We start from the raw sequence: 11,881 nt of genomic DNA, 5'->3' as shown, positions 1-11,881 counted from the left end.
ACACTCGGCGCAGACCCTGCGCGATCTTGGTGGCTAATTCCAATTCACCTGTTGTGAGCCGGAGTTGATTGCTGAGGAACGACGACTCCAGGGGATGGAATGATGCTGGTCGTTGAATGACGGGCCACTGCTCGTCCTTCGAGGCGCCGATCCTGTCCTCGTCGCGCTCGGTGGCTTTGCGGGCCGGGACCTGCACGCTCCAGCCGATCCGGTGCAGCAGCAGGTCCAGCCCGGCAAGGGTGTACTCGACCCCGAACCGGCGACGCACGACCTCAGCGATGCGGGCCAGCGTCCCGGGCGATGTCCTGGCACAGCTCCAGCACCCGGCGGCTGGCGTCGTCGAGCAGCGCCCACGCGGCCTGGGCGGTGGAGGGTGCCCGATACACCAGATCCATCGCGAGCCACGGCGACTCGATGTGCGGCCCCTTGATGTGCTCGATGGGCCGCCCCAGCACCGTCGCCCGCCGCGCGGCAGGGAGTAGCTGTTCGGGTCGGCCGGTGTGCCGTCGTGGCACTCCAGGCAGCTCCCAGGCGACTTGAGCGGTACTGTCGGAGTGCACTTGTTGTGTAGGTGTCGTATTCGGGAACGCAGCGCCCCGGTCGCTCCGGCGGGTGAGAAACCTGCTGGTCTCCGCGCGGGTCCGTGAGCGATGCTGCGCGGGTGATCGAGCGAGAAGCCGCAGTCCGGATCGTTGAAGAACAGCTGGAGCGCGACTATCAGAGGGAAGTGTCGGCGGACTTGGACCCGATGCGCATGGCTGTTGCGCATGTAGAGCAGCACGAGTTGGTGTGGATTATCTCGTGGACGTCCGAGAAGTACCTACGGACCCGGAATCCGGACTTCATGCTCGCCGGGAACGGGCCATACTTGATCGACCGGGTCGACGGAGGTCTGCACCAGGTCGGCGTCGTCTCTGCGGTCACGGGGGCGTGGGAAGCCGACTATCGTGTCCGCATTCGGAGCCAGGTCGTACGTACCGCAGTGGACGATCTGCACGAAGAGGTCCGGGAAGTCGCAGCCGAGCGTGGGCGCATCTTTGCCATGCACATCCTGCGCCAGCGGGTACCGGCGCTATCCCACGCTGAGGTCATCGACTACGTGGGCGCCCTGCAGAACGGCGCTGTGCCCGCTCACCTCGTAGCCATCTCCACCAAAGTTCTCGTGGAACCTCTCAACCCAGTTCTCCGTGTGACGACCATCCGCAGAGGGAGAGGACAATCAAAACCGCTGCTGTTCCTCGACGTGGACGGGCCGCTCAACCCCTATGCGGCGCAGCCGGAAAGACGTCCCGAGGGCTACACAACGCTCAGGGTGCCCTACGAGAGCGCGAGCACTGGCGGACTGTTGAGCAGGAGACGGCCCTTGCGGGTCTGGCTCAACCCGGAACATGGGGAAGCGCTGCTTCATCTCGACTATGAGCTGTGCTGGGCCACGACATGGATGGACGATGCCAACCGGTGGATCGGCCCGGTGCTAGGTCTTCCTGATCTCCCCTTCGTCGACTTCGGTGACGCACTGCTCCAAGAGCGCCCTGACGGCGTGCACTGGAAGACCGGCCCTCTGGTGGACTACGCGGGCGGTCGTCCCTTCGCTTGGGTGGACGACGAGCAAAGCGATCTCGATCATGCGTACGTGACCGCCCACCACCGCGGGCCTGGACTTCTGCAGCACGTCAATCCGCGGATCGGGCTACGCGAGGCCGACTTTCACGCCCTCGCCGACTTCGCCGGATCCCTTGAGACCCCACGTTCGTCTGGCTGATGTCCGACGAGAGATGACTGCCCTTCCACGACCCTCCGGCAGGCGGTGGTGCACCTGACGTCGAGCAGTACAGGAACGGCGAGATCGCGGACCGGCTCAAGTCGGGCGGTTGGTGCGCGCGGTGACCGCAACCAAGGAAGTTGGCCGCCCCCTGATCGTTGGCATACGCCTCGCGCCGGGCAGCAGTCCACTGCGAGGCTCCAGCTGGCGGGGAGCGTCATTCGAAACGTGCCACATTCCTCGAGGTTCGTCGCCGACCACCAACGCGTCCAGGGCGTTGTCACAGCGAGGTGGTGTCCATGCCGCATGAACATTGATCAAGCTGACCCTGCCGAGCTGGCGGCGCTCCGTGCGGCGTTCGACGTCGATGACGGAGAGGAGTCGGCTCTTGGCTGGGAGGCAGTACATGCCTTCGAGGCAGATGGGGCCGGATCTACGATCTGTTCCGCCGATGGCAACGAGACGGCACCTGGCACCGGGTCCTCACCCGACTTCAGTCCCAGGCCGACGCGAAGGGCGGGATCACGTGGGACCTGAGCGTCGATTCCACAGTGTGTCGTGCCCATCAGCATGCGGCAGGGGCCAGGAAGCAGGGGGACCTACAGAAGGAACCACCGGGCGGAGTGCTGGCCGAGCCCCGCGATCACGGGCTGGGACGCTCACGTGGCGGGTTCACCACCAAGCTGCACGTGGCTGTCGAGCAGGGCCAAAAGCCCATGTCCATCGTGGTGACGGCCGGGCAGCGCGGCAACTCGCCGCAATTCGAGCCCGTGCTGGAGAATGTCCGCGTACCCCGCATCGGATCGGGCCGGCCACGCGTCCGCCCCGATCGAGTACGCGCCGATCGGGCGTACTCCTCTCGCAAGAACCGCGCCTACCTGCGCCGCCGTGGAATCCGCTGCACCATCCCATACAGGGCTGACCAGGCCCGCAACCGCAGGAAGCTCGGCTCCCGTGGCGGCCGACCGCCGCGTTTCGATGCGGTGGATCACCGCGAGCGCCATGCGGTCGAATGCGGGATCAACCGACTTAAAAGGCACAGGGCAGTGGCCGCTACGAGGCGACGGTGCTGGTCGCAGCCGTGAACAAGTGGCTGTGACCAGCACCGTCACAACGGCCCTCAGACGACGTCGAATTCGTTACCCTCGGGGTCCTGCATGGCGGCGGCGTAGAGCCCCATGTCCGGCTCATCCTTGATCCGCAGCACGGTGGCACCAGCTTTGACCAGCCGTTCCACCGTAGCCTTGACCCGCTGTGTGCGGACGTCCAGTGGGACGTCACGGCCCCCACCGACCTTCAGGTCGAAGTGCCACCGGTTCTTGGCGACCTTCGGCTCCGGAACCTGCTGGAACCATACCCTCGGTCCACGTCCCGCGGGATCGATGATGGACTCCGGAATATCCCCGGCACCGGCTGGCAACTCCGCCTCGGGCACCCCCACCGCCGCCCAGTAAGCACGCCACGTGGCGTGCCCGCCAGGCGGAGGCTCAGGCACGTAGCCCAGGGCCTCGGCCCAGAAAGCCACCATTTTCTGCGGATCGGAGCAGTCGATCGTCAGCTGCACTGTCATCTCCATGCTCGGAGCATCCCAGGCAGGTCTGACAGACGATCCACTTTCGCAACAGGCCTACAGCATGATCGAGTCGAACGTCAGCGCTCTAGGTGGCGACAGCGGTGGACCCCTGCTCCACGGGGCAACGGCCCTGGGCCTTCTCTCCGGCGGCAGCAACGAAACAGTGTGCAACTCTTCCTCCACCGGAAACTACGTGAACTACTTCACGAAGGTGCAGACAGTGCTGAACCAGACTGGTCTCAAGGTCTACTGACAACGGGCCGCCGCAACCGGCGGAACCTGCCCTGGCCCGGCCGCGTCACAGGAACAGGGCAGTTGCCACGTCACCGTCTTTTCGGAGGTCCACATGCGCATCCGGGCGTCGCGCTCACTGAGCCTGCTCGCTGCGGCGGCTTTGTCCGCCGCCGGCTTGGGGGCCGTCTCCGGTTGCGGCGGCCAGAAGGATGCCGACGGCGACACGGCGGTGATGGCGCACCGTGCCCGCAAGGTCGCCAGAGCCTGGGACGGGTCAACCGCTGCCGCCGCGTGGCGAGTTGGCTACCACCCCATGGGCGAGGTGGCCCAGCTGCCGCGCGGCGGCCTGCGGAGCCAGGCTGACAAGCGGGCCTACCAAGACCACACCTTCGTCCTGCGGGGCACGCTACCCGACACCGGGCCGAAGGACGGCCGGGTGACTTGGATCGGAGGCGGATCGCTCACACGGCAGCTGGCGGGGGCGGTTGAGTCGTACAAGACCCTGGCTGGGGGCCGCACCGGCGGAAAGCCACACCTCACTGTGACCGGGGCGAAGCTGGGTGAGATGAGTGTGGCCACCAGCCGGGGACCGGCGGTGGTCCCAGCCTGGCTGTTCACCCTAAATGGCTATGCCTCCCCTCTCAAGCAGGCCGCTGTCATCCCGTCGCCACTCCCCCGGCCGCCGATCGGGCGGGCCTACGGCGTCCCGGGCTATCCGCTCAATCAGCTGGTCCAGATTGCCGCAGGAGGGCGTTCGGTGACCGTGGTTGCCCTCCACGGTGCCTGCGACGATGGCCCCGTGGTGGCTGTACTGGAAACACGGGGCAGCGTGGTGCTCTCGGGCTCCGTCAAACACCGTAAGGACGACGGCGGCCACTGCACCAAGCAGGCAAGGTTGCAACAAGTGACTGTGAAGCTGGCACGACCCGTAGGCGACCGCGTTGTGGTCGACGCGCACACCGGCCAACCGGTTCCCTGCAAGCCACCGCACGGACCCTCGCCGAGCTGGAGTTGAGCAGCGCAAGTCCTTGCCTGTGGAGCTCGAAAAGCCATCGCTGCAGCTCAAGCCGCGTATCGGTATTCGTTGATGACCCCGCCCAGGACGCGGGTGCGCAGAAGCCTGCGGGGTACGCGATCGTGCAACACCGCTGGCTGTCCCGGGGCTTCGGGTGGTCTTTGGTGTCGTGATCGGTGTGGCCGGTGGCAGGTGTAGTGCTCCTGATACTCGGCGAGGACCTGTCGGGCGTGGACCTCGTTCATGATCGGGATATGGTCGAGGCCTCGCGCCGGATCGTGCCGATTACTCGCTCGCAGTAGGCATTTCACGCGCGGCGCCCGAGGTGCGCTGAGCAGCACCTCGGTGTCCTCGGCTTCGAAGACGGCGTCGAAGGAGTCGGTGTACTTGCTGTCGCGGTCGCGGAGAACGAAGCGCAGCAACTCGACGCGGGTGCCGAGGTCGACGGCGAGATTGCGGGCCTGCTGGGTCGCTCACTGCGCGGTGGGGTGGGCGGTGACGCCGCGCCGTGATCGAGGACGCCTACTGGCGTGCCAGCCCGTGGCGGTCGGCCCAGGCGTTGATCGCCGCGGCCAGCTCCTCGGGGCGGTCCTCCGGGGAGTGGTGGCCGGCCAGGCCGTGGCGGGAGACCTCCAGGCCCGCGATGTTCTCCTCGCACCAGGCCACGGTCCCCTGATCGGTCATCGCGCCCGGTCCCGGCTCGAACGCGGCGAGCAGTTTGGGGACTTCGGGGCTGGCGGCCAGCCAGGCGTCGTACTGCTCGATGCGGGCCACGACGTCGGCGGGCTCGGCATCCAGCGGCATCATGCGCGTCCATGCCAGTACCGGGCGGCGGCTGTGCGGGGTCGGGAAGGGGCGGCGATAGACCTCCAGGTCGGCAAGATCGAGCGGGGTGGCGAGTGTGTCCGGGAGCCCCTCAATGAACAGCGACTTCTCCAGGATCATCTCCTCGCCCACCCCGGGGGTGCGTAGAAGGGTGAACAACTTCCGCCCGGCTGCCGGAAATTCGTCGTCGACCAGCGGCTTGATGATGGTCTCGGTGAAGGCGAGGCCGCGGACGGTGCCCGGGAGGCGGGCGGCGCGGTCGAAGGCGAGCGCGCCGCCCCAGTCGTGGCCGACGAGGACGGCCTCGGTAAGGCCGAGGGCGTCGAACCACGCGTCGAGGTAGCGGGCGTGGTCGTCGAAGGAGTAGGCGAGGTCGGGCTTGCCGGAGTCGCCCATGCCGATGAGGTCGGGGGCCAGAAGGCGGCGGCCGGGCGCGGCCACCCCCGGCAGGACGTTCCGCCACAGGTGGGAGGAGGTGGGGTTGCCGTGGAGGAAGACGAAGGGCAGCCCGTCGGGGTCGCCGGACTCGCGGTAGTAGAGGGCGGAATCGAGGACGGGGAGGGTGGGCATGGCGGTGTCACTTCGCTTTCGATACGGGGGATTCAGAGGTTGAGGCTCAGGACGCGGTCGACGGCGATCTCGACGACGACCAGGTCCAGCGGGGCGGGCGGGTCCGCGCGATAGCGGACGGTGTAGCGGCGGACCGCCTCGGCCAGGCGCGCGGGGGCATCGGTGACCGCGGCCCGGCCTTCGAGTGTGATCCAGCGGAAGCCGTCCGCCTGACAGAGCGCGACACGGGCCGCCGGGCCGCCCGCCTCCACGTTCCGGGCCTTGCGGGCCCCCGCCCGGGTGGTCACCCGGACCAGGCCGGTGGCCGCGTCGAAGGTGAAGCGGACGGGGGTGACGTGCGGGGTGCCGTCGGGGCGGAGGGTGGTGAGGGTGGCCGTGTGCGGGAGGGTGAGGAACGCTCGTGCGACGACCGGGAGTTGGAAGGTCGGGCGGCTCACTTCTTCTTCACGCCCTCGTCCCAGATCAGCTTGGCGATGTTCGGCTTCACGGCCGTGGTGATGACGCCCATGGCCGTACGGACATACCGCCGCTCCGCCAATTCGCGCAGCATGCTCGCGGCGAGGTCGGCACGGGCGGTGAAGACGCCGTCGGCGCTGGTCTCGGCGGTGTGGTAGTCCGTGACGACGGGGTGCTCGAAGAGGCCCGAGGGCCGGACGAAGGTCCAGTCGAGGCCCGTCTGACGGATCACGGCCTCCATGCGGCGCATGTCCTCGTGGAGGGTGCGGCCGAGACGTCGGTTCACCAGCGGGTCGAGCACATGGTTGAAGAAGTGCGCGCCGGTAGGGCGCCAGTTCGGGTCGGCGATGCTGGAGCTGACGGCGAGCAGCCGCTTGATGCCGTGGCGGGCCATGGCCCCGGTGATGACGGTGGCGCTCGCCGAGTACGTGGTGATGGTCTCCTTGCTGAAGCGTGCGCCCAGCGCGGAGAGGACGGCGTCCGTCCCGCCGATCGCGGCGTCGACAGCCGCCGGGTCGGTGGCGTCGGCGACGGCCACGGCAAGGCCGGGCCGCGCGGGCAGGGAGCCGGGTCTGCGGGTCACGGCGACGACCTCGTGGCCGGCGGCGAGGGCCTGGTCGGTGAGGCGGCGGCCGGTCGGTCCGTTGGCACCGAAGACTGCGATACGCATGGTGTCGGGTCATCCCTTCGTATGGTTTCCGGAACGCCCTTGACTGTGCTGCTCACCAAACGCAGGCTCAACGCTGATGAATAACGCCGCCCCTGCCCCCACCCGCACCCGAGGCCGCCCCCGCGGCAACCCGCCGACCCGCGAGTCGATCGTCTCGGCGGCCCGTTCGCTGTTCCTGGAGCACGGCTACCGGAGCACCACCCTGCGCGCGGTGGCCGGGGCCGCAGGGGTCGACCCGGCGCTGATCGCGTACCACTTCGGCTCGAAGAAGGGCCTGTTCGCGGACGTGATGCAGTTCCAGTGCGCCAATGCGCTGGCGGTGGACGACGTCCTCGGCGGTGACCCGGCCACCCTCCCCGACCGCCTGATCGACGCGGTGACCGACCTGTGGGAGGACGCCGACTTCCAGCAGCTCACCACCCAGGGCGACGAGGCCGCCGAGGTGATCCGCGAATACCTGGAACGCGAGCTGCTGGCCCGGCTTGTTGAATTTCTCGGCGGCCGGGACGCGACCGCCCGCGCCACGGCCGTGGTGACGATCCTCGGCGGCCTCATCTACACCCGCTACCTCAACCCCCTCCCCACCCCCGCCGCCCTCACCCCGTCCGAGATCCGTCACAGCCTCACCCCGGCGCTGCGCGCGGCACTGGCCCCGAGGCCGCGCGCGGCGGCACCCACCAGAGCCGGCCGTCAGGGCTCGCCGACCTCGGGCGGAGGCGCCGTTCGGCCTTGACCGCCTCAGCGCCTCCAGTGCGGCGTAGCCCGAAGACCGGGGCGTCTTCCGGGAATCCCGGTGAACCCCGGCGGTGCCCGCGCCCGGTGTGCTGACCGGCCAGGATCAATCGCGCCGGCATTTCCTGTACCTCAACTACTCACGCCCGGGGTGCGGGTGCGGGCATGACCGGCACTCGCCCCGGGCGGCACCCCATCCGCGCAATCCTGAACGACGAATGGAGCAGCATGTCCTACGACGGGGCGTTCCTGTGGGGCCCGGCGAACTTCACCGGACGGCCGCCTGCCCGGCTGGTGGTGGAGGGCGTCGTCGTGGGCGTCGTGACGGCCGGTCTGGTCGCGGGTGCCGCGGTGACGGGTGTGCTGACCGGTTTCGACATGATCGGCACGGTGGTCGGAGCCGTCGTGGCCCTGGTCTCCGCCGGGTATCTCCTCTCGACGAACGCGGGACGTGTCCTGGTCGGTGCGGTCGCCCTGTTCGGCGGGTTCCTCGCCTTGTGGATACCGGGCCAGACCGCGCAGGCCGTCCTGGCGGCGCGCGGCGAGAGCCGCACGGTGGTGGTGACCGAAGTCCACGTCCACCGCTACGAAGGACGGAACTACGTCAAGAACTCGTGCTCGGTACGTCTCCTTGACGGCACCCCGGTCCCGAACGAAGCCTGGCGCAGCTGCGGCGCCGACGCCCGCCCGGGCCAGCACATCACGATGGTCTTCGACCCGGAGGACGCCGTCCCCCCGGCCGACCGCATCCTTCCCGCCTCCGCCGCAGCAGCCCTCGCGAGGCCGGCGGCGGCAAGTTTGGCGCTCGCGGCACTGTGCTGCGCCGCGGTGATCCGGTCCCAGCCGTGAGACGGGAGCGAAGCACGCGAGGCATCGGTGTGGGCTGGACCCAGAACGGGGCGTTGCACGGATCTTTCTTGAGGTGTTTTCCGAGTTCAGAGGCAGTTTCAGGACTCCGGGGCGGGGCGCTGTGCGGGCCGTGTCGCCACCCCCAGGCGCGTAGAGCCTGGGGCAAGGGATGAGGCAGCGCGGAGCGGGGGAACCGGGCGCGGAGCGGCCGGTGACCGACTGCCCCGTCCCGCGGCACGGCACGGACGGCGCGGGTGCGCCCCCTCGTGGAGGTCGCGCGGGTGACTCCTCCACCCCGTGAACGGGGTGGCTTCTCGCTATGCCGGTTGGGCTTCGCGACGGACCAGCCCGGCCCGTAGAACGTTGAGAGCACCGACTGTGTCCGCGTGCGCGGTGTGGCCACAGGCGACGCAGTGGAACTTCTCCTGGGTGGGCCGGTTCTCCTTGGCGGTGTGCCCGCATTCGGGGCATCGCCGGGAGGTGTTGCGGGGGTCCACGGCGATCACTTCCCGCCCGGCGCTCTCAGCCTTTGCATTCAGGATCGCGAGGAACACCCCCCATCCGGCATCCGATATCGAGCGGTTCAGTCCGGCCTTGGCCGCTGCCCCGTTGGGCAGGAAGCTGCCCGGCTGGTCGGGGTCGGGCTTCGGTTCGGGGGCCTTGCTCATGTTGCGGATCTTAAGGTCTTCGTGCGCGATGAAGTCGTGTTCCCGCACGAGGCCGAGGGCGGTCTTGTGGGCGTGGTCGAGGCGCTGGCACCGCACCTTGCGGTGCAGACGTGCCACAGCCTCTACCGCCTTGCGGCGGCGCTTGCTTCCGCGCTTGCACCTGCTCAGTGCCTGCTGAGCTGCTTCGAGCTTCCCTGCGGCCTTTCGCCCGTGACGCGGGTTGGGCACGAACTCGCCGTTCGAGCCGGCGAGGAAGTTGGCAATGCCCAGGTCGATGCCGACCACGCTGCCGGTCGCGGGCAGCGGCTCGGGCCGGGGCCGCTCGGCCGTCAGGACCACATACCAGCGCTTGCCCTCACGCTTGACCGAGACCGTCTTGACATGGCCGACCACCGGCCGGTGCCGGTGCACCTTGACGTGCCCGATGCCCTGAAAGCGGACGCGGGTGACCGGGTCATGCGCGGTGGCATCCCAGCGGCAGCCGTCACCGTCCCTGGGGAAGTCCACCGTGTCGAAGCGGCCGATCCCCCTAAAGCGCGGACAGCCCGGCTTGTCCCCGGCCTTGATGCGCCGGAAGAACGCGGCAAACGCCTTGTCCAGCCGGCGCAGGGTGGCCTGCTGCGAGGAGAACGACCAGCGGCCCTGACGCTCCGGGTCGAACGCCCGGATCTCCTTGAGCTGCACCGACTGCTGCCCGTATCGGACCGTCGTCTTCGAGGCGTGCCGGTAGGCGTCACGACGCTCTTGCAACGCGCCGTTGTAGAGCGAGCAGTGATCGCGCAGCATCTCACCGAGCGCTTGTTCCTGCCGGGCGGTGGGCCGCATGAGGAACTTGTACGCACGGATCATTCAGCCCACCCCTCCGACTCGAATCGACCTTAACCGTAACATTGGTTCATGTCACCACGTTGGGAACCAAACCCCGACGTACGGCGCGGCCGTCACGTCATCCACCACCTCCACACGCAATTGATGTCAGTCACCAGATACCGGCGGACCGTCTTCAACGACGAGATGCTGACACGCTACGAAGAGAGGAGTTCACCGGCCACGTCAACCAGGCCATCATGCACGGCCGCTTCTGGTCCGGCTCCTACTTCGCGGGGTCATGCGGCGGCGCACCCCTCCACGTGGTCAAGGACTACATCGAGAACCAGAAGCGGCCCGACTGAGCGCGGCTCCGCGGGCGAGGCATTCCGGAGCGAAACTGCGGCGCTCCGCGCCGCAGGGTTCAGGATCGGATTCCCTCCCCGCCTGAAGGCGGGGATTCCCTCCGAAGAAGAGGGATGGATCCTCGGGCCTGGCCCGATGTCCGCGGCCCGGGCTCCGTGGAGGAGATCCGGGAGGCGTTCCGGCGTTGCTGGATCCAGTACATGCCGCACGCCGGAGCGATCGAGGTCCGTGACATCGGGTGGGCGGGCTGACCTGCTGCCTTGCGGCCAAGCATCAATGCCGACTGCCCTACAGGGCTACACGCGCGATTGCTGTACCCGTACGGATGAGTCCCCGCCCAGCCGGGAATAGCGGGCACGGGTCGCTGTTGATCACACCATGACTTCTGAGACGCGCGAGGCATTCGGACGGGTCGGCATCTGGAGCAGTGCCCTGCACGGGGCGCGGGCGGACGACGCGGGCAAGGGGGCGATCGCGGAGGCGGTCGCCGAGCTCGAAGAGCTGGGGTACGGCACTCTCTGGATCGGGGGCAGTCCCTCGCCCGACGACGCCGCGGCTGTCGTCGCCGCCACCCGCACAGTCACTGTGGCCACCGGCATCCTGAGCATCTGGGACCACACCGCCGAGGAGGTGGCGGCGCGGATCGCGGCGATCGACGCGAGCACGCCCGGGCGATTCGTCCTCGGCCTGGGCGTCAGCCATGGCCCGATGGTGCCGCAGTACGCGAAGCCGTACAGCGCAATGGTCGCCTACCTCGACGCACTCGACGCCGCCACCCCGCCCGTGGATTCCGGACGTCGGGTCCTGGCGGCGCTCGGCCCGAAGATGCTGAAGCTCGCGACCGGCCGGGCGCTGGGCGCACACCCCTATCTCGTCACCACCGAGCACACTGTGGAGGCACGCGAGGCGCTCGGCCCCGACGCGCTGCTCGCCCCGGAGCTGTCGGTAGTGCTCGACACCGACCTCGACCGGGCCCGCACCACTGCGCGGAACATGCTGGGAATGTACCTCCGGCTGCCCAACTACACCGACAACCTGCTGCGCCTGGGGTTCGCGGAGAGCGACTTCGAGGGCGGCGGCAGCGTCCGTCTCCTCGACGCCCTCTTCGCCCTGGGCGACGCCGAGCGCGTGAAGGCCCGGACGCGGGAGTACCTCGACGCCGGCGCCGACCACGTCGCGCTCCAGGTACTCACCGCCGACGAGGGCGGCGCCGGCCTGCCGCGGGCCGAATGGCGTGAGTTGGCCGGGGCCTTCGCCGATGAACTGTAGAGGGCGGCTCGCACGGGGAGCCGGACCGGGGACGCTGCCACTGCTGACTCTTCATGCTGACGCTGCCGCTGATCACGGGCCGTGA

At 68.7% G+C, this 11,881-nt stretch carries 13 protein-coding genes and 6 pseudogenes; 10 read left to right on the top strand and 9 right to left on the bottom strand.

Annotated features, from left to right (window positions below; genetic code table 11):
* Positions 1–100: 100 nt before the first annotated feature.
* Both OG395_RS58910 and OG395_RS53420 read right to left on the bottom strand, forming a co-directional pair.
* Positions 101–334: pseudogene (locus OG395_RS58910) on the bottom strand (helix-turn-helix domain-containing protein); the annotation flags it as partial.
* Positions 273–515: a hypothetical protein gene (locus OG395_RS53420; protein ID WP_327241311.1), complete on the bottom strand. Its 243-nt coding sequence runs from the start codon at positions 513–515 to the stop codon at positions 273–275. The pseudogene OG395_RS58910 and the gene OG395_RS53420, both read right to left, overlap by 62 nt.
* A 128-nt stretch (positions 516–643) precedes the next feature.
* Between OG395_RS53420 and OG395_RS53415 the strand changes: the two are divergent.
* Positions 644–928 (top strand): annotated as a pseudogene (locus OG395_RS53415) (YrhB domain-containing protein); the annotation flags it as partial.
* 270 nt (positions 929–1,198) lie between these two features.
* Positions 1,199–1,762, top strand: a complete 564-nt coding sequence (locus tag OG395_RS53410) for a hypothetical protein (RefSeq protein ID WP_327249227.1) — start codon at positions 1,199–1,201, stop codon at positions 1,760–1,762.
* Positions 1,763–1,867: 105 nt separating this feature from the next.
* On the opposite strand, the pseudogene OG395_RS53405 reads toward OG395_RS53410, so the two are convergent.
* A pseudogene (locus tag OG395_RS53405) lies at positions 1,868–1,967 on the bottom strand (HNH endonuclease); the annotation flags it as partial.
* 211 nt (positions 1,968–2,178) lie between these two features.
* Here OG395_RS53405 and OG395_RS53395 point away from each other — a divergent pair.
* Positions 2,179–2,861 (top strand): annotated as a pseudogene (locus OG395_RS53395) (IS5 family transposase); the annotation flags it as partial.
* Between the two features lie 21 nt (positions 2,862–2,882).
* On the opposite strand, the gene OG395_RS53390 reads toward OG395_RS53395, so the two are convergent.
* Positions 2,883–3,338 carry a VOC family protein gene (locus OG395_RS53390; RefSeq protein ID WP_327241312.1) on the bottom strand — a complete coding sequence of 152 codons (456 nt, stop codon included), beginning with the start codon at positions 3,336–3,338 and terminating at the stop codon, positions 2,883–2,885.
* 58 nt (positions 3,339–3,396) lie between these two features.
* On the opposite strand from OG395_RS53390, the gene OG395_RS53385 reads away from it, so the two are divergent.
* On the top strand, positions 3,397–3,588 hold the full coding sequence (locus tag OG395_RS53385; protein WP_376346587.1) for a trypsin-like serine protease: 192 nt from the start codon (positions 3,397–3,399) through the stop codon (positions 3,586–3,588).
* A 93-nt stretch (positions 3,589–3,681) separates the two neighbouring features.
* Positions 3,682–4,584 (top strand): hypothetical protein, encoded by a 903-nt coding sequence (locus tag OG395_RS53380; protein WP_327241313.1) that lies wholly within the window; start codon positions 3,682–3,684, stop codon positions 4,582–4,584.
* Between the two features lie 47 nt (positions 4,585–4,631).
* On the opposite strand, the gene OG395_RS53375 is transcribed toward OG395_RS53380, so the two are convergent.
* The 4 genes from OG395_RS53375 to OG395_RS53360 all read right to left on the bottom strand — a co-directional run bounded on the left by OG395_RS53375 (position 4,632) and on the right by OG395_RS53360 (position 7,105).
* Positions 4,632–5,006, bottom strand: coding sequence for an integrase (locus OG395_RS53375; protein WP_327241314.1), 375 nt, complete (start codon positions 5,004–5,006; stop codon positions 4,632–4,634).
* A 100-nt stretch (positions 5,007–5,106) separates the two neighbouring features.
* Entirely contained in the window at positions 5,107–6,015 is a 909-nt protein-coding gene (locus OG395_RS53370; RefSeq protein WP_327249229.1) for a haloalkane dehalogenase, read from the bottom strand.
* Complete coding sequence (locus OG395_RS53365) at positions 6,012–6,416, bottom strand: pyridoxamine 5'-phosphate oxidase family protein (RefSeq protein ID WP_327241315.1); 405 nt, start codon at positions 6,414–6,416, stop codon at positions 6,012–6,014. The genes OG395_RS53370 and OG395_RS53365 overlap by 4 nt, the downstream gene beginning before the upstream one ends.
* Positions 6,413–7,105, bottom strand: coding sequence for an NAD(P)-dependent oxidoreductase (locus tag OG395_RS53360; RefSeq protein WP_266977703.1), 693 nt, complete (start codon positions 7,103–7,105; stop codon positions 6,413–6,415). The genes OG395_RS53365 and OG395_RS53360 overlap by 4 nt, the downstream gene beginning before the upstream one ends.
* 76 nt (positions 7,106–7,181) lie before the next feature.
* On the opposite strand from OG395_RS53360, the gene OG395_RS53355 reads away from it, so the two are divergent.
* Together OG395_RS53355 and OG395_RS53350 are read left to right on the top strand one after the other, a co-directional pair.
* Positions 7,182–7,838, top strand: coding sequence for a TetR/AcrR family transcriptional regulator (locus OG395_RS53355; RefSeq protein WP_327241316.1), 657 nt, complete (start codon positions 7,182–7,184; stop codon positions 7,836–7,838).
* A gap of 164 nt (positions 7,839–8,002) precedes the next feature.
* The gene (locus OG395_RS53350; protein ID WP_327241317.1) at positions 8,003–8,686 is read left to right on the top strand and encodes a hypothetical protein; all 684 of its coding nucleotides are present in this window, start codon (positions 8,003–8,005) and stop codon (positions 8,684–8,686) included.
* A gap of 317 nt (positions 8,687–9,003) precedes the next feature.
* Here OG395_RS53350 and OG395_RS53345 read toward each other — a convergent pair whose 3' ends face one another.
* Positions 9,004–10,203 (bottom strand): RNA-guided endonuclease InsQ/TnpB family protein, encoded by a 1,200-nt coding sequence (locus OG395_RS53345; protein WP_327241318.1) that lies wholly within the window; start codon positions 10,201–10,203, stop codon positions 9,004–9,006.
* Between the two features lie 233 nt (positions 10,204–10,436).
* On the opposite strand from OG395_RS53345, the pseudogene OG395_RS53340 reads away from it, so the two are divergent.
* From OG395_RS53340 to OG395_RS53330, 3 genes and pseudogenes are all read left to right on the top strand, one after another.
* Positions 10,437–10,526 (top strand): annotated as a pseudogene (locus tag OG395_RS53340) (transposase); the annotation flags it as partial.
* Positions 10,527–10,640: 114 nt separating this feature from the next.
* Positions 10,641–10,778 (top strand): annotated as a pseudogene (locus OG395_RS53335) (hypothetical protein); the annotation flags it as partial.
* 127 nt (positions 10,779–10,905) lie between these two features.
* The gene (locus tag OG395_RS53330) at positions 10,906–11,796 is read left to right on the top strand and encodes a TIGR03620 family F420-dependent LLM class oxidoreductase (RefSeq protein ID WP_327241319.1); all 891 of its coding nucleotides are present in this window, start codon (positions 10,906–10,908) and stop codon (positions 11,794–11,796) included.
* Positions 11,797–11,881 lie beyond the last annotated feature (85 nt).

The organism is Streptomyces sp. NBC_01320, assembly GCF_035974375.1.
Taxonomy (GTDB): domain Bacteria; phylum Actinomycetota; class Actinomycetes; order Streptomycetales; family Streptomycetaceae; genus Streptomyces; species Streptomyces yanii.
The sequence above is the reverse complement of the archived record's forward strand: the minus strand, read 5'-3'. Positions and strand labels throughout refer to the sequence as shown.